Origin of the sequence: Nonomuraea cypriaca (assembly GCF_015645445.1) — a bacterium.
Classification (GTDB): Bacteria; Actinomycetota; Actinomycetes; order Streptosporangiales; family Streptosporangiaceae; genus Nonomuraea; species Nonomuraea cypriaca.
In genome coordinates this window covers 36,943-56,590 of sequence record NZ_JADOGI010000020.1, presented here as the reverse complement: position 1 = coordinate 56,590, position 19,648 = coordinate 36,943, and the positions used below count along the sequence as shown (strand labels likewise).

Annotated in this window: 17 protein-coding genes and 1 tRNA gene; 12 read left to right on the top strand and 6 right to left on the bottom strand. The window is 71.1% G+C overall.

The genetic code is table 11. The features are described 5' to 3' along the window. Nucleotides 1-40 precede the first annotated feature (40 nt). From ITP53_RS09390 to ITP53_RS09370, 5 genes are read right to left on the bottom strand one after another with little or no spacing between them, the layout of a single operon-like run. A complete protein-coding gene (locus tag ITP53_RS09390; protein WP_195894934.1) occupies nucleotides 41-952 on the bottom strand; it encodes an ABC transporter permease in 912 nt (303 codons plus the stop codon). Beyond that, nucleotides 949-1,965, bottom strand: a complete 1,017-nt coding sequence (locus ITP53_RS09385) for an ABC transporter permease (protein WP_195894933.1) — start codon at nucleotides 1,963-1,965, stop codon at nucleotides 949-951. The genes ITP53_RS09390 and ITP53_RS09385 overlap by 4 nt, the downstream gene beginning before the upstream one ends. A gap of 2 nt (nucleotides 1,966-1,967) precedes the next feature. Next, nucleotides 1,968-3,578, bottom strand: coding sequence for an ABC transporter substrate-binding protein (locus ITP53_RS09380; RefSeq protein WP_195894932.1), 1,611 nt, complete (start codon nucleotides 3,576-3,578; stop codon nucleotides 1,968-1,970). A 23-nt stretch (nucleotides 3,579-3,601) separates the two neighbouring features. After that, nucleotides 3,602-5,128 carry an ROK family protein gene (locus ITP53_RS09375; protein WP_195894931.1) on the bottom strand — a complete coding sequence of 509 codons (1,527 nt, stop codon included), beginning with the start codon at nucleotides 5,126-5,128 and terminating at the stop codon, nucleotides 3,602-3,604. Continuing rightward, nucleotides 5,121-6,179, bottom strand: coding sequence for a DUF917 domain-containing protein (locus ITP53_RS09370; protein ID WP_328814328.1), 1,059 nt, complete (start codon nucleotides 6,177-6,179; stop codon nucleotides 5,121-5,123). The genes ITP53_RS09375 and ITP53_RS09370 overlap by 8 nt, the downstream gene beginning before the upstream one ends. A gap of 243 nt (nucleotides 6,180-6,422) precedes the next feature. Between ITP53_RS09370 and ITP53_RS09365 the strand changes: the two genes are divergently transcribed. The 9 genes from ITP53_RS09365 to ITP53_RS09325 all read left to right on the top strand — a co-directional run bounded on the left by ITP53_RS09365 (nucleotide 6,423) and on the right by ITP53_RS09325 (nucleotide 15,537). Continuing rightward, nucleotides 6,423-6,495 (top strand) — tRNA-Met (locus ITP53_RS09365). Between the two features lie 46 nt (nucleotides 6,496-6,541). Then, a complete protein-coding gene (locus ITP53_RS09360; RefSeq protein ID WP_195894929.1) occupies nucleotides 6,542-6,976 on the top strand; it encodes an RpiB/LacA/LacB family sugar-phosphate isomerase in 435 nt (144 codons plus the stop codon). A 456-nt stretch (nucleotides 6,977-7,432) separates the two neighbouring features. Beyond that, nucleotides 7,433-8,596, top strand: a complete 1,164-nt coding sequence (locus ITP53_RS09355) for an amidohydrolase (RefSeq protein ID WP_195894928.1) — start codon at nucleotides 7,433-7,435, stop codon at nucleotides 8,594-8,596. Nucleotides 8,597-8,623: 27 nt separating this feature from the next. After that, nucleotides 8,624-11,164, top strand: a complete 2,541-nt coding sequence (locus ITP53_RS09350; RefSeq protein ID WP_195894927.1) for a Tex family protein — start codon at nucleotides 8,624-8,626, stop codon at nucleotides 11,162-11,164. A gap of 87 nt (nucleotides 11,165-11,251) precedes the next feature. Beyond that, nucleotides 11,252-11,590 carry a YciI family protein gene (locus tag ITP53_RS09345; protein WP_195894926.1) on the top strand — a complete coding sequence of 113 codons (339 nt, stop codon included), beginning with the start codon at nucleotides 11,252-11,254 and terminating at the stop codon, nucleotides 11,588-11,590. 38 nt (nucleotides 11,591-11,628) lie between these two features. Then, nucleotides 11,629-12,750, top strand: a complete 1,122-nt coding sequence (locus ITP53_RS09340) for an RNA polymerase sigma factor (protein WP_195894925.1) — start codon at nucleotides 11,629-11,631, stop codon at nucleotides 12,748-12,750. A 263-nt stretch (nucleotides 12,751-13,013) separates the two neighbouring features. Continuing rightward, nucleotides 13,014-13,448: an ester cyclase gene (locus ITP53_RS09335; RefSeq protein WP_195894924.1), complete on the top strand. Its 435-nt coding sequence runs from the start codon at nucleotides 13,014-13,016 to the stop codon at nucleotides 13,446-13,448. A gap of 102 nt (nucleotides 13,449-13,550) precedes the next feature. After that, nucleotides 13,551-14,033, top strand: coding sequence for a carboxymuconolactone decarboxylase family protein (locus tag ITP53_RS09330; protein WP_195894923.1), 483 nt, complete (start codon nucleotides 13,551-13,553; stop codon nucleotides 14,031-14,033). 310 nt (nucleotides 14,034-14,343) lie between these two features. Further along, nucleotides 14,344-15,537 carry a hypothetical protein gene (locus ITP53_RS09325; RefSeq protein WP_195894922.1) on the top strand — a complete coding sequence of 398 codons (1,194 nt, stop codon included), beginning with the start codon at nucleotides 14,344-14,346 and terminating at the stop codon, nucleotides 15,535-15,537. Nucleotides 15,538-15,591: 54 nt separating this feature from the next. Here ITP53_RS09325 and ITP53_RS09320 read toward each other — a convergent pair whose 3' ends face one another. Then, nucleotides 15,592-16,290, bottom strand: coding sequence for a TetR/AcrR family transcriptional regulator (locus tag ITP53_RS09320; protein WP_195894921.1), 699 nt, complete (start codon nucleotides 16,288-16,290; stop codon nucleotides 15,592-15,594). A 109-nt stretch (nucleotides 16,291-16,399) separates the two neighbouring features. Here ITP53_RS09320 and ITP53_RS09315 point away from each other — a divergent pair, with 109 nt between their 5' ends. The 3 genes from ITP53_RS09315 (at nucleotide 16,400) to ITP53_RS59125 (ending at nucleotide 19,630) form a co-directional block, all read left to right on the top strand. Further along, entirely contained in the window at nucleotides 16,400-17,620 is a 1,221-nt protein-coding gene (locus tag ITP53_RS09315; protein ID WP_195894920.1) for a saccharopine dehydrogenase family protein, read from the top strand. Nucleotides 17,621-17,693: 73 nt separating this feature from the next. Next, nucleotides 17,694-19,343 carry a dihydroxy-acid dehydratase gene (ilvD, locus tag ITP53_RS09310; protein WP_195894919.1) on the top strand — a complete coding sequence of 550 codons (1,650 nt, stop codon included), beginning with the start codon at nucleotides 17,694-17,696 and terminating at the stop codon, nucleotides 19,341-19,343. A 158-nt stretch (nucleotides 19,344-19,501) separates the two neighbouring features. Next, nucleotides 19,502-19,630, top strand: a complete 129-nt coding sequence (locus ITP53_RS59125; protein ID WP_268960989.1) for a hypothetical protein — start codon at nucleotides 19,502-19,504, stop codon at nucleotides 19,628-19,630. Nucleotides 19,631-19,648: the final 18 nt, after the last annotated feature.

Genomic DNA, 19,648 nt, shown 5'->3' with positions numbered 1-19,648 from the left:
TCCTTCGTCGCTCTCTCCTGCCGAGCTCCTCCGCTCGTGTTCATGGTCGCGGCCGCTTCGGCACTCGTTGGCTCCTTCGTCGCTCTCTCCTGCCGAGCTCCTCCGCTCCGGGGTCCAGCGCGTTGCGCAGCCCCTCACCCAGCACGTTGAACGCGAACGCCGTCACCAGGATGGCCAGCCCTGGGAAGGTGACCACCCACCAGTTCGTGGTGAAGAGCGTCTGCCCCTGCTGCACCATCAGCCCCCACTCCGCCGTCGGCTCCTGCGCGCCCAGCCCCAGGTACGACAGCGCTGCCGCGGTCAGAATGACCCCGCCCGCGTCCAGGGAGATCTGGACGAGGACGGGCGTGAGGGAGTTCGGGAGCACGTGCCGCAGGATGATCAGCGGCGCGGGCACACCGAGGCAGCGGGCCGCGTCCACGTAGCTCCGGGTGGCGATCGACGCGGCCGAGGCGGCGGCCAGCCGGGCGTACCACGGCCACCACGTCACCGCGATGGCCAGCACGACCGTGCTGACGCCCGGCTGCAGCACGACCGCCAGCGTCAGAGAGAGCAGCAGCGCGGGGAAGGCCAGGAACACGTCCGTGACCCGCATGATCACGTCTCTGAGCCAGCCGCCCGCGTATCCGGCCACCACGCCCAGCGTGACGCCGGCCAGCGCCGACACCGCCAGCACGGCCACGGCGATGAACAGCGAGGTGCGGCCGCCGTACAGGATCCTGGTGAGGACGTCCCTGCCGACCAGGTCGGTGCCGAACCAGTGGGCGGCGCTCGGCGGCTGGAGCTGCTCGGCCGGGTTCAGCTCGTCCACCGGGTACGGCGCCAGCCACGGCGCGAGGACGGCGGCCAGCACCACGACCACGATCAGCACGGCGCCGAACGCGGCGAACCTGTCGGGGATCCGCGGCAGCGTGCGGCGCAGTGGCGCGGCCGCCTGGTTCACCTCTGTCATCGGGACCTCGCTCGCGGGTCGACGAAGCCCTGGAGGACGTCCACGACCAGGTTGGCCAGGGTGTACACCAGGGCGACCAGCAGGGTGACGCCGGCGATGGCGGGCGTGTCCAGCGACCGGATCGAGTCGGCGGCGTAACGGCCCAGGCCGGGCCAGTTGAACACCGCCTCGACCAGGAAGCCGTTGACGATCGCGTACGCGAAGACGAGGGCGATCAGCGACAGCACCGGGCTCAGCGCCGGCCTCAGGGCGAACTTCGTCAGGATGGACGTCTCGCCGAAGCCGAGCGCGCGTCCGAGCCTGGCGTGGTCCTGGCCGGACTCCTCGATGAGCGCGGCCCTGGTCATCTGGGCGATGACCCCCATGGGATAGGCGGCCACGACCAGGGCGGGCAGGACCAGGTGTTCGAGGGTGCTGGTGAAGATGGGCCAGTTGCCGGTGATCAGGGCGTCGACGACGGTGATGTTCGTCCAGAGGGTGAGGGGGCTGGTGGTGTCGAGGGAGGAGTCGTACTCACCGGCCACCGGGAACCAGCCCAGGTTGCTGGCGAACACCACCTGCAGCGTCAGTGCCAGCCAGAAGACCGGTACGGAGACGGCCAGCATGCTGGTGAAGCGTACGCCGAGGTCAGGCAGCCGCCGCTGGTGACGGGCGGCGAGCACGCCGACCGGGACGCCGACGGCGACCGCGAGGACCAGGGCCGTGCCGACCAGCTCCAGCGAGGCGGGGAAGGCCAGATAGAGGTCCTCCCGCACCGGCTGCCTGGTGTGCAGGCTGGTCCCCCAGTCGCCGGTCAGCAGGTCGCGTACGTAGTCGAGCAGCTGCACGGGCAGCGGGTCGTCCAGCCCGAACCGCTCGCGCGCCGCGGCGAGCTGCTCGGGCGTGGCCTTCGGCCCGGCGAACGCGACCGCCGGGTCCCCAGGCACCAGCCGCATGATCGCGAACGTGAGCACGACCACGCCGGCCACGACCAGGAGGGCCTGGCCGAGCCGCTGGGCCAGATAGCGGAGCATGGTCAGCTTGCGCGCTTGAGGTCGTAGAAGAAGACCACGTTGGGATAAGCGGGATTGTCCACATATCCCTGCACATCGGCAGTCAACGCGCGCTGGTATGTCTGCACGTACGGCACCGCCACCGCCGCCTCCTCCTGGATGATCTTCTTCTGCAGGTCCTCGTACTCCTGATCGGCCGCGAGCTTGTCGGTGGCCGTGAGCTCGGGCAGCTTGTCGATGGCCGCGTCGATGTCGGCGTTCTTCAGGTACGACAGGTTGAACTGCGGCTCGTCAGCGCTCTTGAACACGTTGAGGAACCAGGAGTAGGCGTCCGGATAGTCCGGATACCAGTACATGACGAAGATGTCCTGGCCCTGCTTCTTGCCCAGGTCCCACTGCGCTCCCCAGGTCATGGGTCGGGCCCGCAGGGTCACGTTGAGGCCCTTCAGCGCCGTGCTGAGCAGCGTGACCAGCAGCTTCTGGTCGTCGTCACCCTGGGCGTAGGTCAGGGTCAGCTCCAACTCGGGGTTGTCGGGGCCGTACCCGGCCTCCTGGAGCAGCGCCTGGGCCCTGGCCAGGTCCTGCTTGGGCGCCAGCTCCGCGGCATGGCCGAGCAGCCCCTGCGGCACCAGGCCGCTGGCCTTCTGCCCGGAGCCCTTGAGCGCCGCCGCCAGCCCGTCGTAGTCGATCGCGAGCTGCAGCGCCTGCCGCACCCGGACGTCCTTGGCCGGCCCGTCGGCGGTGTTGAACAGCAGGAGCAGGTTCTGGAACGACGGCGACTGCGTGGTCTGCACGCCCTCGGTCGTCCCGGCCTGGGCGTAGAGCTGCGGGTTCAGCCGTTCCACGAAGTTCACCTCGCCGCGCTGCAGCAACTGCCACGCGGTGGTGATCTCGGGCGTGACCCGGAAGGCGACCTTCTTGTACTGCTCCGGCTTCCAGCCGCCCCAGTAGCCCTCGAACGCCTTCAGCGTGAGCTCGGTCTCCTTGCCCTTCTGCCAGGAGTCGATCGTGTACGGGCCGGTGCCGGCGGTCGTCTTCCCGTCCGCGTCCACGGCGTCGACGTCGTAGATGTAGGCGGCGTAGCCGGAGGAGGCGACCAGGTCGAGCGGGGCGGCGTACTTGAGGGTGAACCTCAGCGTGGCCGCGTCCACCGCCTCGATCTCGTCGACCGGGTCCCAGATGTAGGCCGCGCCGCCCTTCTTCTCGATCGTCCGCTCGATGGCCTTCTTGGCGGCCTCGGCGTCGAGCGTGGCGCCGGAGTGGAACTTCACGCCCTGCCGCAGCTTGAACGTCCACTCCTTGCCGTCGCCCGAGGAGGTCCACTCGGTGGCGAGGAGCGGCACGGCCTCTCTGGCCTCGGCGTCGTACCTGGTCAGGCCCTCGTAGATGTTCGACATGGCGACGATCTCGTTGGAGTAGGAGGTCGCCGGGTCCCAGTCGGTGACCACGTCGAGGTTGGGCGCGTAGACGAACGTGCTGTCGTTGGCCTGCCCGGCCTGGGTGGCCGCGCTGCCGGCGGTCTGCGGCTGGGGCGTCCCGCCGGCGCCGCGTACCTGGCCGCCCGCGCACGCGGTCGCGGTCAGGGCCAGGGCGCCGGTGAGCCAGGCGACGAGCAGGCGCTTGTGCCAGCGCATGGTGGGGGGATCCTTTCGATCTGTCACCGGGCGAGGGGTCCGGCGGCTTTGACGTGTACCCGCACGGCGGGCTCGGAGAGGTAGCTCAGCGGCACCTCGAGGAGATCGACGATCTCGACGCCGGAGGGATCCGCTCCCGCCGCGACGGCCCGCGCCGCCGCCTCCTCCTTGACCTTTCTTATCGCTTCCGACCGGCTTTCTCCCGCCGGCAAGATCGTATCGACTCTGCCGCTCGCGAGGGCGATGGCGGCGCCCACGGCGTTGGCCACCTCGGCGTGCTCAGGACGGATCACCTCACTCGCCCCCGGGATGCGGCCTGGCAGCAGGAACGCGCCGCCGCCCACGGCGACCAGCGGTCTGCCCGACCTGCCGAGCGCCATCCTGTCCACGGCGTCGATGACCATCTCGTCGGCGACGGCCACCGCCTTCTCCATCCCCGGTGCCCTCTCCAGGCGCCACTCGGGGGCGTCGCGCGGGATCCGGCCCACCGCCACCGCCGCGTCCGTCATCGTCGTCGTACGCCCCCCGAACACCAGCGCCTCGTTGACGATCCGGTAACCCACGGAGTCCGGGCCGATGCCGTGCTCCCGCACCACGGTGCCGCCGCCGAGCGCGATGGCCAGGATGTCCGGCATGCGGAAGTTCGTCAGCACGCCGCCGATCTCGACGGCCGCCGCGGACTCGCGCGGGAAACCCCCGGTCAGCACGCCCAGGTCGGTGGACGTGCCGCCCACGTCGACCACGATCGCGTCCGCCACGCCGGACAGGAACGCCGCTCCGCGCAACGAGTTCGCCGGGCCGGAGCCGATCGTCGAGACCGGCAGTCGCGCGGCGTGCTCCACCGTCATGAGCGTGCCGTCGTTCTGCGCCAGGTACGGCGTCGCGCCCAGCCCCCGCTCGGCCAGCGCGGCGACCAGGGCGCCGGTCACGTGGGCGGCGACGCCGTAGAGGGCGGCGTTGAGCACGGTGGCGTTCTCGCGTTCGAGCAGGCCGAGCGAGCCGATCTCGTGGCTCACCGAGACCGGCAGCCCGTACTCGGTCCTGATCAGCTCCTCGACGCGGCGTTCGTGCTCGTCGCCCGCCGGGCTGAACACGCTGGTGACGGCGACCGCATCCGCGCGCACGCCGTCCAGGAAGCGGCGGACCGCGCCGAGGTCCGGCGGGCTGATCTCGCGGCCGTCCACGTAGTGACCGCCGGGCACGATCGCCTCGCCGGCGGAGACGGCCTCGCGCAGGTCGTCAGGCCAGTCGGAGAGCGGGGGCACCGAGGTGGTCGCGGGCGCGCCCAGCCGCAGCACGGCCACCCGGCCGAGGCTCCTTCGCTCCAGGATCGCGTTGGTCGCGTGCGTGGTGCCCAGCATGACCCGGGCGATCCGCTCCTGTTTCGTGTCCAGCGCCGTCAGCACCGCGTCCAGCGCGGCCGTCAACCCCTCGGTCACCTCGGGGGTCGTCGGCCGCTTGGCCTTGGCGACCACCCTGCCCGCGGCGTCGAGGACGACCGCGTCGGTGTTCGTGCCGCCGACGTCGATCCCGATCCGCAGATCACCCATGCGCCATCAGCTCCTCGACGGGAACGTAGTCCAGGTCGTACCCGAACGCGCGCGGCCCGGCCGTCTCCAGGCCCCTGGGGGTGCGCCAGAGCGGGTCGCACGGCCAGGCGAGCACCGTGACGCGCTGGCCGTACCTGAGGCTCTCGGTCTGTACGGCCCCGGCGGTCTCCGTGTCGACGACCGTGATCAGGTCGGGCACCATGGCCAGCGTCCTGCCCTGCTCCCTGGCCACCAGGTTCTCGTTCTGGAGCTCCATGGTGAGCGTACGGCCGCGGTCGTCACCGGTGCCCTCGATCGTGGCCGTCCCCCGGACGAACCCGCCCGTGGTGCGCCGCTCCACGTCGGTCAGCTTGCCGGTGATCAGCCTGGCGGCCCCCAAACGGGCCTGGAGCGCCCCGAGCGGGTCCCTGGCGCCCTCGGTGGCCCTGCCGATCTCGAGAGCGCGCGTGACCGTGCCCTCGATGACCGCCCCGCGAGCCTGGGCGGCGGTGAGCACGTAGTCGGCCATCAGCGCGCTCGAGCCCGCCGCCACGCACACGGCCCTGGCAAGCCGTTCCGACCAGAGCCCGTCGACGGGGCGGATGGTCACCACGTTCCCCGCGACGTCGGACATGATCACCAGGTCCGCGGGCAGCCCCGCCACGTACATCGACACCATCTGGACCTCGGGGAACGCCCGGCCCATGCCGTCGGCGTCGAGCAACGGCAACCCGAGCCCGGCGGCCCAGGCGACGGGCGCGACCCCGTTGGAGCCCCCGATCTCGGAGGACATGACCGCGCTCGGCGGCCGGCCGAACAGCCGCTCGATCTCGTCCGCGATGCGTCCGGGCTCGTCCACGCTGTGGATCATCTCGTGGCTGACGGTCGGCGCCCCGATCCCGGACAACGGCACGACGAGCGCGTCTTCGGGCAGATCTCCCAGCCCGACCAGCTCGACCGCGCCATGCTCCCTGATCGCCCGTACGGCGGCCAGCGACCCGGTACGCACGTCTCCCCCGCCCCCGGTGCCCAGGACCGCGCATCCCCGGGCGAGGGCCGGAATGTCGCTCACATCAATAGTCATATGGCGACACAACCAAGCACATACCACCTCAATGCGCTAGTCCCGGCTCCTGTGGCCAGGAGTAAATCCGTTGCGCCACCCGATCTGCCACGGGCAAGATCGGATTCGGCAAAGGACCTCATCTCGGAAGGACATCCCATGGACGGGCGGCGAATGCGCATGCGGCGCCGTACCGGCGTGTCCTGGGATGCCCGAGCCTGACTCTCGGCGCCAGCCCAGGACGTTTCCTGAGGCGGGTGAGGGTGCTGGTGTGCCCGGCTGTTTCATACGCAGCTCCAGGCGGGTTCGATCCCCGCACCCGCCACGAGTCCCGTTTTCGGGTAGATGTGGGGGCGAGGAAGGGAGCGCGGATGCGGATCTCGGTGGCGGCCGACAGCAAGGACGGGGTGGCCGAGCTGGTCGTGGCGGAGTTGCGGCGCCGGGGGCACGAGGTGGTGGCGCACGGCGCGCTCAGCGACGACGAGCGCGACGACTGGGCGTGGGCCTGCGAGCTCGCCGCCAGGGACGTCGGCGAGGGGCGGGCCGACCAGGCGGTCGTCTGCTGCTGGACCGGGACGGGCGCGTCGATCGCGGCGAACAAGGTGCCCGGCGTGCGCGCCGCGCTGTGCGTGGATGCGTACACCGCCGACGGGGCCCGCAAGTGGAACGACGCCAATGTGCTGGCGCTCAGCCTCCGGCTCACCTCCGACGTGGTGCTGGCCGAGATCCTCGACGCGTGGCTCGCCGGCCGGCCGAGCGCGGACGCCGCCGACATCGCGAACATCATCCACGTGGACGAGATCTGACTACACTCGTGCGGCATGTCGTCATTAAGGTGTACGCATTGCGGGGAAGAGTCGCTTGAGACCGGGTTCATACTGGACACCGGCCAGAGCGCCTCGGGTTTCGCCGAATGGGTCGAAGGGCCGCTCCAACGCGGCGTCTTGGGCGGCGCCAAGATATTCCGCCGGCCGAAGTGGGAGATAGACGCCTACCGCTGCCGCCACTGCCACCACCTTGAGCTCTTCGCGAACCACCCGGCCTGATCCCGCCTCCCGCACCTCCCGACCCAGCACCAGCCTTGGCCCCGGTTTCGTCCCAGCCACCGGCCTTCGTCCCAGCCCCAGCCGCAGCCCCAACCCAACGAATGGGACCACTTTTTCGCTTTTGGGGCGCGCCGTTTGTCTGGATGGCTTGACGGATTGGGCACCGTCGCAGTTGACGCGCCGAAATCGTCGGTGCCGCCGTTTAGGGTGCTGGGCATGACCGACGTACTGCTCCGCGGCGGACGCCCCTGGGGCCTCGACGCGCCCGCCGACCTCCTGGTGCGCGGCGCCCGGATCGAGCGCGTCGCCCCGGGCATCGACGCGCCAGGCGCCCAGGTCGTCGGCGTCGAGGGGCAGCTCGTCCTGCCGGGCCTGGTCGAGGCGCACTGCCATCTCGACAAGACCCTCTACGGCGGGCCGTGGGTGCCCCACTCGGCCGACGACACGCTCGCCGGCCGGATCGGCGACGACCTCGCCCGCCGGGCCGAGCTGGGCGTCCCGAGCGTCGAGCGGATCGGCGCGCTGCTGGCGCGGATGAGCGCGGCGGGCACCACCCACGTCCGCACGCACACGGACATCGACCCCCTGGCCGGGCTGCGGGGTGTCGAGGCCGTGCGCGAAGCCGCCGCGACCTCCCCCGTGGACGTGCGCCAGGTCGCCTTCCCCCAGCACGGCGTGCTCACCAACCCGGGCACCGCCGAGCTGCTCGAAGAGGCGCTGAAGAGCGGCGTCGAGGCGGTCGGCGGGCTGGATCCCGCGGGCATCGACCGCGATCCTGTGCGCCACCTCGACCTGATCTTCGCCCTGGCCGAGCGCTACGGCGCGCATCTCGACATCCATCTGCACGACGGCGGCTCGCTGGGCGGGTGGGAGCTGGAGCTCATCACCGAGCGCACCAAGGCGCTCGGGCTGGGCGGCAGGGTGACGGTCAGCCACGCCTACGCGCTGGGCCAGCTCGACGAGCCCTACCAGGACCGCCTGGCCCAGGGCTTCGCCGAGGCGGGCGTCGCGCTGGCGACCGCGGCCGTCTACAGCTTCCCGGTGCCGCCGATCAAGAAGCTGCGGGCCGCGGGCGTCACGGTCGCCTGCGGCCACGACGGCATCCGCGATCTGTGGGGCCCCTATGGCAGCGGCGACATGCTGGAGCGGGCGATGCACGTGGCCTACCGCAGCACGTTCCGCAGGGACGAGAACATCGAGCTGGCGCTGGAGGCCGCCACCTACGGCGGCGCCCGCGCGCTCGGCCTGGAAGACTACGGCCTGGCCGCCGGCGACCGGGCCGACCTGGTCGTCGTGCCGTGCGGGGGGCCGGCGGAGGCGGTGGTCGTTCACCCTGCGCGCACTCTGGTCATGAAGGATGGCGTTGTCCTGCACAATTGACCGGCGGGACCATCGAAAGGCAGGCAAGTGCTCTCTATTCACCAGCGAATCGCGGAAGAGCTCGGCGTACGCGACGGGCAGGTGCGGGCGGCCGTCGAGCTGCTCGACGGCGGCGCGACCGTGCCGTTCATCGCGCGATACCGCAAAGAGGCCACCGGCACTCTCGACGACGCGCAACTGCGCACGCTCGAAGAGCGGCTGCGCTACCTGCGCGAGCTGGAGGAGCGCAGGACGGCGATCCTGGAGTCGATCGAGTCCCAGGGCAAGCTCGACGACGAGCTGCGCGAGCAGATCATGGCGGCCGAGACCAAGGCCAGACTCGAGGACATCTATCTGCCCTTCAAGCCCAAGCGGCGCACCAAGGCGCAGATCGCCCGCGAGCTGGGCCTGGAGCCGTTGGCCGACCAGCTGCTCGCCGACCCCTCGCTGGATCCCGTCGCGACGGCCGAGGGCTTCGTCGCCGAGGGCGTGGCCGACGCGGGGGCCGCGCTGGAAGGCGCCAGGGCCATCCTGATCGAGCGCTTCGCCGAGGACGCCGACCTCATCGGCGGGCTGCGGGAGCAGTTGTGGAGCCGCGGCCGGCTGGTGTCCAAGGTCCGGGAGGGCAAGGAGGAGGCGGGGGCCAAGTTCTCCGACTACTTCGAGTTCGGCGAGCCGTTCACGAAGCTGCCCTCGCACCGGATCCTGGCGATGTTCCGTGGCGAGAAGGAGGAGATCCTCTCCGTCGCGCTGGAGCCGGACGACAGTCCCGACTACGAGCTGCGCATCGCCTCCCGGTTCGGCGTCTCCGACCAGGGGCGGCAGGCCGACCAGTGGCTGGGCGAGACCGTACGCTGGGCCTGGCGCACCCGCATCCTCGTGCACCTCGGGATCGACCTGCGGATGCGGCTGTGGCAGGCGGCCGAGGACGAGGCGGTCAGGGTGTTCGCGGCCAACCTGCGCGACCTGCTGCTCGCCGCGCCGGCCGGCACCCGGGCGACGATGGGTCTCGACCCCGGGCTGCGCACCGGCGTGAAGGTGGCCGTGGTCGACGCCACGGGCAAGGTCGTCGAGACCGCGACGATCTACCCCCACGAGCCCAAGCGGCAGTGGGACAAGTCGCTCGCCGTGCTGGGCGCGCTCGCGCAGCGGCACGGGGTCGAGCTGATCGCCATCGGCAACGGCACCGCTTCCCGCGAGACCGACAAGCTGGCCGGTGAGCTGGTTCAGCACATGCCGTCGGTCACCAAGATCGTGGTCTCGGAGGCGGGGGCCTCGGTCTACTCCGCGTCGCCGTACGCGTCGCAGGAGCTGCCCGAGCTGGACGTGTCGCTGCGGGGCGCGGTCTCCATCGCCCGCCGCCTGCAGGACCCGCTGGCCGAGCTGGTCAAGATCGACCCCAAGTCGATCGGCGTCGGCCAATACCAGCACGACCTCGCCGAGTCCAAGCTCTCCCGCTCGCTCGACGCGGTGGTCGAAGACTGCGTCAACGCCGTGGGCGTCGACGTCAACACCGCGTCCGCGCCCCTGCTCACGCGCGTGTCCGGCATCGGGTCCACGCTGGCGGAGAGCATCGTCCGCCACCGTGACGCCAACGGCCCGTTCAGGACGCGCGGCGCGCTCAAGCAGGTGCCCAGGCTCGGCCCCAAGGCGTTCGAGCAGTGCGCGGGCTTCCTGCGCATTCCGGGCGGCGACGACCCGCTCGACGTGTCCAGCGTGCACCCGGAGGCCTATCCGGTGGTCCGCCGCATCCTCACCTCGGTCAAGACGGACCTCAAGTCGCTGATCGGCAACACGGGGGCGCTGCGCACGATCAGTCCGGAGGAGTTCACCGACGACACGTTCGGCCTGCCGACGGTCACCGACATCCTGCGCGAGCTGGAGAAGCCGGGCCGCGACCCGCGTCCCGGCTTCAAGACCGCCACCTTCAAGGAGGGGGTCGAGAAGCTCTCCGACCTGGTGTCGGGCATGATCCTCGAAGGCGTGGTGACCAACGTGGCCGCCTTCGGCGCCTTCGTGGACGTCGGCGTCCACCAGGACGGCCTGGTCCACGTTTCGGCCATGTCCCAAAATTACGTCAAGGACCCCCGAGACGTGGTCAAGCCCGGCGACATCGTGCGCGTCAAGGTGCTCGACGTCGACATCCCGCGCAAGCGCATCTCCCTGACCCTGCGTCTCGAGGACGAGACCGCCGCACAGGCTTCGGGCGACGGCCGCAAGGGGCCCGCCCGCCAGGGCGCTGGTCGCGGCGCGGACGGCCGCGGAAACGGCGCTCGCGGCGAGGGCCGCGGAAACGGCCCGCGCGGTGACGGCGCCCGTGGTGACGCGACTCGTGCTGACGGCGCCCGTGGCAATGGCGGTCGTGGCGAAGGCGGTCGTGACGGCGGTCGTGGTGACGGGCAGCGTGGTCGTGACGGCGGTCGTGGTGACGGGCAGCGTGGTGGAGGCCAGGGCGGTGGAGGCCAGGGTGGTCGCGGGGGCCGCGGTGAGGGTCAGCGCGGCGGCCAGCGCCGCCAGGACCGGCCGGCTCCGACGGGCGCCATGGCCGAAGCCCTCCGCAAGGCGGGCCTGACCGGCGACGACCGTTAGTCCGGCACACGCCCCTGGGCCGATGGTGTCCCTTGCGTGGCCGCTCGTTCGTCGTTCAGATGAGAGTCCACTGCCCCGGAGGTAGCGATGCAGTACGCCCTGATGATCTACAACGAGTCCGGCTACTTCGAGGCGCTGTCGGATGCGGAACGTGACGCGGTATACGCGGAGTATTTCGCGTTGGCCGACGACGAGCGCCTCGTCAGCGGCGCGCAGCTGCAGCCCGCCGAGACGGCCACCAGCGTGCGCGTGGCCGGCGGCCGGACGCTGATGACCGACGGCCCGTTCGCGGACACCAAGGAGGTGCTCGGCGGCTTCTTCCTGATCGAGGCGGCCAATCTGGACGAGGCGATCGAGCTGGCGGAGCGCATCCCGGCCGCCAGGCTCGGCGGGGCGGTGGAGATCAGGCCGGTGGTGCGGCGCTGACCACGCTGGAGGAGGTCTTCCGCGACGAGTGGGGCCGGGTGCTGGCCTCGCTGGTCGGGTTCCTCGGTGACTTCGACCGGGCCGAAGAAGCCGCGCAGGAGGCGTTCGCGATCGCGGCGGAGCGCTGGCCCGCATCGGGCATGCCGGCCAACCCGGGCGCGTGGCTGGTGACGACGGCCCGCAACCGGGCGATCGACCGGATCCGCCGGGAACGCACCCTTGCCGAGAAAATCCACCTGCTGCCGGTGCCGGAGACCGCCATGGAGGAGTTCGACGACGGCGTGATCAAGGACGAACGGCTGGAGCTGATCTTCACCTGCTGCCACCCGGCGCTACCGCTGGAGGGACAGGTGGCGCTCACGCTGCGGGCCCTCGGTGGCCTGGAGACCGCCGAGATCGCGCGCGCCTTCCTGGTCTCGGAGGAGACCATGAAGCGGCGCCTTTCGCGGGCCAAGGCCAAGATCAAGGCGACCGGGATCCCGTTCGCGGTTCCCGGCACGCATCTGCTGCCCGACCGCCTCGACGCGGTGCTGGCCGTGATCTACCTGATCTACAACGAGGGCTACCGCGGCCGGGTCGACCTCGGCGCCGAAGCCATCGGCTTGGGGCGAGTGCTCGCCGCGCTCATGCCGGACGAGCCGGAGGCGCACGGGCTGCTGGCGCTGATGATGATCCACCACGCCCGGCGGCGGGCCCGCTTCTCCGGCGAGGACCTCGTCCTGCTCGACGACCAGGACCGGTCGCTGTGGGACATGCGCCAGATCGCGGCGGGACGCGCGGTGCTCGACCGGGCGCTGGCGCTGGGCGGGCGCGGCGCCTATGTCGTCCAGGCCGTGATCGCGTCGCTCCAGACGCACGAGCGGATCGACTGGCCGCAGGTCGCCGCGATGTACCGGCGGCTGGTCGAACTCACCGGCTCCCCGGTGGTCGAGCTCAACCGCGCCGTGGCGATCGCCCAAGCCGGCGACCCCGCCGCGGCGTTGCACGCCGTCGACCGCCTCGACCTGGACGGCTACCTCTACTTCCACTCGACCCGCGGCGAGCTGTTGCGGCGTCTCGGTCGTGACGCCGAGGCCCGAGCGGCGTACCGCCGGGCGCTCGAGCTGACCACCTCGACCCCTGAGCGGCGATTCCTGACCCGGCGGCTCGAACAACTGTGACCCGGGCTGTCCCCCGGGCGGGTGCTCGTTCGTCGCCTGGGTGTGAGCGACAACCGTTCCTGCCTTCCGCCGGCCCGACGACGGCTGGGTCATCGGCCGCGAGCTGACGTCGCGCGGCGTCAGCAGGCCGATGGACGCCGTGGCGTCACGGCCGGCGACAAGGTGCCGATCAGCCTCGAGATCGAGGCTGTCTTCCAGAAGTGACCAGGCCCGGACGGGCTGCCGCAATCACCCGAATGTTCATCTCGCCCCGAGGAAGTCACATGTCAACAGCCCAGGCAGCAAGCAACAAAGCGACGTTCAGCCGCTTCCATGACGCCACGAACTCCCGCGATCTGGAGATCATCTCGAAGACGATCGACGAGCTCGTCGAGCCGGACGTGCTGTTCCACGCGCCGGTACCGAGTGATGTGACGGGGGCAAAGGCGCTCAAGCACGTGTGGACGGTGCTCCTTCGCGCGTTCCCCGACATTCACGTCGAGATCGAGGATGTGATCGCGGAGGGGGACAAGGTCGTCTGCAGGAACACGGTTACCGGGACCCACCAAGGCGAGTACCGGGGCCTCCCGCCGACCGGCAAGTCCGTCGCGTACAACGAGATCTTCATCGCCCGCTTCGCCGACGGCCGGATCGCTGAGATCTGGGGGGTTGTCGACGTCTTCACACAGCTGCGGCAGATCGGCGCCATTCCGGCCTAGCGCGGCCGGACTCGAGGTGACACAGATCACATTCCTTCCGTCCCATCGTGCGAGCTGTCTCGTCGGTGGGCTGTAACAACGAACACAACAGAGGAGTTCACCATGGACGCCCGTCTCGACTACTCCAGCAACCCGGTCATGGCCAAGCTCGTGAAGCACCTCGTCTCCATCTCCGCGAGCAAGGTCGTGCATGATTCGGCCCTGCCCGTCACGACGCAGGAGCTGGTGTCGCTCCGCGTCAGCCAGATCAACGGCTGCGCCGCCTGCATCGACATGCACACCAAGGACGCCGCGCACGCGGGGGAAACGTCGGTGCGCCTCAACCTGGTCGCGGCCTGGCGGGAGGCGACGGTCTTCACCGACGCCGAGCGGGCCGCCTTCGAGCTGGCCGAACAGGGCACCCGCATCGCCGACGCCGCCGGTGGTGTCACCGACGAGGTCTGGGCCAACGCCGCCAAGCACTACGACGAGGACCAGCTCGCCGCCCTGGTGGGCGTCATCGCCCTCATGAACACCTGGAACCGCCTGAACGTCATCACCCGGCAGCCCGCCACCGGCGACTACCAGCCCGGCCAGTGGGGATAGCGACACCGATCCGCGTAAGGCTGGGTGGGACGAGCTCCAGCAGCCCAGTCCCACCCCGCCTGACGCGCCACCGTTCAACGCCTCGGGCCTGCGTCAACGCCGTCGTCGGGGCCTTCGAGCACCTGCTGCGACCGGGCTGACCGTCGAGCGTGCCACCGACATCCATCGGGGGACGTTCAGCGTCCAGCCCGCGGACGCGTTCACGACCGACCTGGGGTGGACCGAACTGTCTGGTCGACGCCATGAACCGGCTCCTGCCGCGCCGATCCCGCGCCGCTGCGGCGTGTCGCTGTGGCGATACGGTTGAGGTGTGAGCACGACGACGTTCGACACGGCGGTCACCCAGGCGCGCGACCTGCTCAGGTGGCACTCCCCCTTGCGGACGGAGCTCTGGGCGGCACGGCTCACGGCCGATCTGGAGCCGGACCAGGTGAGGCCGTTCCTGGGGCGGCTGACGCAGGACGGCAGCCCGGAGGCACGCCTGACCCTGGCCGCCCTGGCCGCCGTCAACCAGCCCGCAGAAGCGGCCATCACCACGCCGGCCGAACCCGACAGCCAGCCCGCCATCGCAACGCCCACCGAACCCGGCGGAAGGCCCGCCGACACGACGCCGGCCGAACCCGGCGGAAGGCCCGCCGACACGACGCCGGCCGAACCCGGCGGCAGGCCCGCCGGCGGCACCACGGCCGATGGCCGGCTCGCCGAGGCCGGCGGCACGGCACCGGTCGGGGGCGGCGAGGTGGACGCGGGGGTGCGGCCGTACACGGTGGCTGGGAGTGGGATGGCGGCGACGCTGGCCGGGTGGGTACGGCGAATGGGGCGGGTGAGGTGCGAGGGCGCCTGGTACGGCAAGGCCGACCCCTACGGCGAGCAGACCCTGGCCGTCCTGTCCTTCCGGTACGAGAACGGCAAGGAGCCGCACATCCTCGTCGTCGGCATCGACCAGCCCAACGGCGGCCTGGCGGTGGACGCCCTGGTCGAGGAGGTGAAGTTCCTCGACGACCTGGGCCTGCGGGCGGCGGACCCCGGGGTGGTGGGCGGCCGGATCCTGGACGCGTTCGAACTGGGCGACCAGATCATGGGGGCGATGGTGGCCGACACGCTCCCCGCCGTGCGGGCGCTCGCGATCGCTCGGGCGTACGCGGTGCCCGGCCTCGTACGCGGCGCGGCCGATGACACGGCGGCGCGGTTCGACGACCTGCCGGACCTGCCGGGCGCGCGTGAGGCGTTCGAGAAGCTCACCGAGTTCGTCGGCGATCGGCCGTTGTGGTGGAGCCCGGGCCGGGTCTCGCAGTTCTTCACGTCGTGGCTGCCCCGGGAGGCGATCCTGACGGACGAGGCGATCGCGGCGATGCCGGCGGTGGTCCGGGCCTGGAGCAGGTTCTCCGGCGACCACCCGGCGGTGCGGCGGCAGATCGACGAGGACGCCCCCCGCCTACCGGCCCTCATGGCCGACGACTCCCTGCCCAGCCTGGCCAAGCGCATCGCCCAAAACCGCCTCTGACACCCTCTCCCACCGCACCACCGACCGGCGGGGTGGAGGCGGGGAAGCGGGGCTCTAGTCGGTGAGCTGGGCGGAGGCGCTGGACAGGAGCATGTCGAGGGCCGTGGGGTAGGCGCTGTCGTTCATGCAGGCGACCAGGAGCGGTGCCGTCGCGGCGATGTTGGGGTGCGTGGCGGCGGGCAGCCGGGCGTACGTGGCCTGCCACACCTCCTCGTCCGCCTCCCGCGCCGCCCTGGGCAGGGCCAGGGTGGCGGCGTCGAGGATGGCGAAGGCGAGACTCTGGTCGATGAACGCGTGATAGATCCGTACCGCGTCGGCGTCCGCGAAACCGGCCCCGCGCAGGACGCCGAGGATCGCCTCGTCGCTGGCCACCTCGTTCGGCCGCCCCGTGACCCGGCTCGCGGTCAGTACGGCGGTCTGCGGGTGCGTCAGGTACGCGTGATGAATGCGCAACCCGAGGTCCCGCAGGTCGGTACGCCAGTCACCGGTGGACCGCCAGCCGGCCATCGCCATACCGAACAACTCGTCCGCGATGGCCAGGATCAGGTCATCCATACAGCGGAAGTACCGGTAGACGGTGCTGGCGTCGGCGCCGAGTGCGAGGCCGAGACGCCGGGCGGTGAGGCCGGCCGCGCCGTGCTCGCGCAGCATCCGCAGCGCGGTCTCCACGATGAGCCGGTGCGTCAGCACCTGCCCCTGCTTGGTCGGACGCCGCCGCCTCCGTCCCGTCTCCGGCACCACCCGCTTGGCCATGGACCGACCCCTTATGCCAACGCCATTGACGTTGACGAGCATAGTCACGTTGGATGAGCACAACACCCCCAAAACACCCCCAAATGCGTATAAAAGGGGACTCATCGGTATGCGTATCCTTCTCGTCGGGGCCGGCGGCGTGGGCACCGCCATCACCCGGATCGCCGCGCGCCGCCCGTTCTTCGACCACATGGTCGTCGCCGACTACGACCTCCCCCGCGCCGAGGCCGCCGTCGCCGCGCTGGGCGTGCGCTCGGACAGGTTCACCCCGGTCAGGGTCGACGCCGCCGACCAGGCCGCCGTCACCACACTGCTGGCCGAGCACCGCTGCGACGTCCTGCTCAACGCCACCGACCCGCGTTTCGTGCTGCCGCTGTTCGAGGCGGCGCTGGCCGTGGGTGCCGACTATCTCGACATGGCGATGTCGATGTCCAAGCCGCACCCCGAGCGGCCGTACGAGGAGGTCGGCGTCAAGCTCGGCGACGACCAGTTCGCCCGCGAACGCGAGTGGGCCGCGTCGGGACGGCTGGCGCTGGTCGGCATGGGCGTCGAGCCGGGCCTCGCCGACGTCTTCGCCAGGTACGCCGCCGACGACCTCTTCGACGAGATCGACGAGATCGGCATCAGGGACGGCGCGAACCTGACGGTCGACGGCTACGAGTTCGCCCCGTCGTTCTCCATCTGGACCACGATCGAGGAGTGCCTCAACCCGCCGGTCGTCTACGAGCGCGACCGCGGCTGGTACACCACCGAGCCGTTCAGCGAGCCCGAGATCTTCGACTTCCCCGAGGGCATCGGCCCGGTGGAGTGCGTGAACGTCGAGCACGAGGAGGTCCTGCTGGTCCCCCGCTGGGTGAACGCCGGCCGGGTCACCTTCAAGTACGGCCTCGGCGAGGACTTCATCGGCACACTCAAGACCCTGCACGCGCTCGGCGTGGACAGCACAGAACCGGTCACCGTCAGGACCGACCAGGGCACCGCCCGGGTGTCCCCGCGTGACGTGGTCGCCGCCGTACTGCCCGACCCGGCGGAGCTCGGCGACCGCATGCACGGCAAGACCTGCGCCGGCACCTGGGTGAGGGGCGTCAAGGACGGCAGGCCGCGCGAGGTGTACCTGTACCACGTGGTGGACAACCAGTGGTCGATGAGCGAGTACGGCTCCCAGGCCGTCGTCTGGCAGACCGCCGTCAACCCGGTCATCGCCCTGGAACTGCTGGCGAACGGGGCCTGGAAAGGGACGGGCGTGCTGGGGCCCGAGGCGTTCGAGCCGGTACCGTTCATGGACCTGCTGGTCGAGTTCGGCTCACCATGGGGGATGCGCGAACATTGAGGGCCGGTGAAAGCCGTCCCGACATGTCGCAGGATTATGGGAGTCGCCAGACCTGTGACACCGGAGGAACCTCTTGAGCATCGCCGACGATCCCGACCGCGCACCGGCCCGCTCCCACCTGTACGCCATGGGCATGTCGGAGGAGGAGATGCGCCGCCCCACGGTGGGCATCGCCACCACCTGGACCGGCACCATGCCGTGCAACCTGACCCACCGCGAGCTGGCCGCCCACGTGGCCGACGGGGTACGGGCGGCGGGCGGCATGCCGATGGAGTTCAACACCATCGCGGTCTCCGACAACCTCACCATGCACACGCCCGGCATGCGTACGTCCCTGATCAGCCGCGAGGTGATCGCCGACTCGATCGAGCTCATGGGCCGCGCCCACGGCTTCGACGCCCTGGTGGTGATCGTGGGCTGCGACAAGACCGTACCGGCCGCGATCATGGCGCTGGCCCGCCTGGACGTGCCGTCCGTCGTCCTCTACAGCGGCACCATGATGCCGGGCCGCTGGCGTGGGCGGGACGTCACCATCCAGGACATGTGGGAGGCGCTCGGCGAACGCGCCGTCGGCCGTCTGGACCAGTCCGACCTGGACGACCTGGCCAGGCACGCCTGTCCTGGTGCCGGCACCTGCGCGGCCCAGTACACCGCGAACACCATGGGCAGCGTCGCCGACTTCCTCGGCCTGGCGCCGTTCGGCCTGGGCGACATCCCGGCGGTGGCCGAGGGCAAGAACGCGGCGGCGCGGCGGGCCGGCGAGATCGCCATGGAGGCGCTCGCCCGCGACGCCCGCCCCTCGCGCGTCCTCACGCCGGACGCGCTGCACAACGCGATCGTCTCGGTCGCGGCGATGGGCGGCTCCACGAACTCCGTGCTGCACCTGCTGGCCATCGCCCGCGAGGCGGGGCTGCCGCTGCGGATCGACGAGATCGGCGAGGTCTGCCGCCAGGTCCCGATCATCACCGGGCTCAAGCCGAGCGGCGGCGACTTCACCGCCGCCGACCTGTGGCGGGCCGGTGGCACCGCGCTGGTCGCGCGCCGCCTGCTGGAGGCGGGACTGCTGCGGGAGGACGTCACGCTGGTGGACGGCCGTACGCTCGCCGACGTCGCGGCGGATGCCGAGGAGGCGCCGGGCCAGCAGGTCGTGGCCGGCGTGGACAAGCCGTTCAAGCAGCGCGGGGCGCTCGCCATCCTGCGGGGCTCGCTCGCCCCCGACGGCTGTGTGCTCAAGCTGGGCGGCAAGGACGACTTCCGCCACGAGGGCCCGGCCAAGGTGTTCGACTCGGAGGACGAGTGTTACACCGCCATCCAGGAGGGCCGCATCGTAGCCGGGGACGTGATCGTCGTCCGGTACGAGGGCCCGGCGGGCGGCCCCGGCATGCGCGAGATGCTCTCCATCACGGGACCGCTCGTCGGCCGCGGCCTCGGAACCTCGGTGGCGCTGGTCACCGACGGCCGGTTCAGCGGGGTCTCCCATGGGCTGGTGATCGGTCACGTGACTCCGGAGGCGTACCACGGAGGGCCGATCGCGCTGGTGCGGGACGGCGACACGGTGGTCGTCGACAGCGCGGCGGGGACGCTCGACCTGGTGGTGCCCGAATCGGAGCTGGCGGAGCGCCGCGCCTCCTGGCGGCGGCTCGAGCGGACCGTCGAACGGGGCGTGCTCGCCAAGTACGTCGCCACGGTCGGCTCCGCCTCGGACGGCGCGATCACAGTCTGACCACGGCCGGCTCCGCCTCGGACGGCGCGATCATGGTCGGACCACGGTCGGCGCGATCATGGTCGGACCCTGAGCGGCTCCGCCCCAGGACGCCGCGATCACAGCCGACCGCGACGGACCGACCAGGAGGTGGGGGCGGATATGCTGCGCAATGACGTTTGCGCTGCCCGACCCGGGCGTTCCAGAGGGAGACTCACGCGATGTACAAGGAGTTCGCTGTCGAGGTAGTGATGTGGCTGGTCCCGGTCGTCGTGCTGATCGGGCTGGCCCTCCTCGTCACCGCGTGACGCCGGGGGCCCGAGCCG

Excerpts from the sequence above, each read along its gene's own strand:
- ITP53_RS09385 (WP_195894933.1), bottom strand. The coding sequence starts at position 1,965 with ATGCTCCGCTATCTGGCCCAGCGGCTCGGCCAGGCCCTCCTGGTCGTG.
- ITP53_RS09330 (WP_195894923.1), top strand. The coding sequence starts at position 13,551 with ATGGACGCCCGTCTCGACTACTCCAGCAACCCGGTCATGGCCAAGCTC.
- ITP53_RS09390 (WP_195894934.1), bottom strand. The coding sequence starts at position 952 with ATGACAGAGGTGAACCAGGCGGCCGCGCCACTGCGCCGCACGCTGCCG.
- ITP53_RS09375 (WP_195894931.1), bottom strand. The coding sequence starts at position 5,128 with ATGGGTGATCTGCGGATCGGGATCGACGTCGGCGGCACGAACACCGAC.
- ITP53_RS09335 (WP_195894924.1), top strand. The coding sequence starts at position 13,014 with ATGTCAACAGCCCAGGCAGCAAGCAACAAAGCGACGTTCAGCCGCTTC.
- ITP53_RS09320 (WP_195894921.1), bottom strand. The coding sequence starts at position 16,290 with ATGGCCAAGCGGGTGGTGCCGGAGACGGGACGGAGGCGGCGGCGTCCG.
- ITP53_RS09315 (WP_195894920.1), top strand. The coding sequence starts at position 16,400 with ATGCGTATCCTTCTCGTCGGGGCCGGCGGCGTGGGCACCGCCATCACC.
- ITP53_RS09360 (WP_195894929.1), top strand. The coding sequence starts at position 6,542 with ATGCGGATCTCGGTGGCGGCCGACAGCAAGGACGGGGTGGCCGAGCTG.
- ITP53_RS09345 (WP_195894926.1), top strand. The coding sequence starts at position 11,252 with ATGCAGTACGCCCTGATGATCTACAACGAGTCCGGCTACTTCGAGGCG.
- ITP53_RS09380 (WP_195894932.1), bottom strand. The coding sequence starts at position 3,578 with ATGCGCTGGCACAAGCGCCTGCTCGTCGCCTGGCTCACCGGCGCCCTG.
- ITP53_RS09355 (WP_195894928.1), top strand. The coding sequence starts at position 7,433 with ATGACCGACGTACTGCTCCGCGGCGGACGCCCCTGGGGCCTCGACGCG.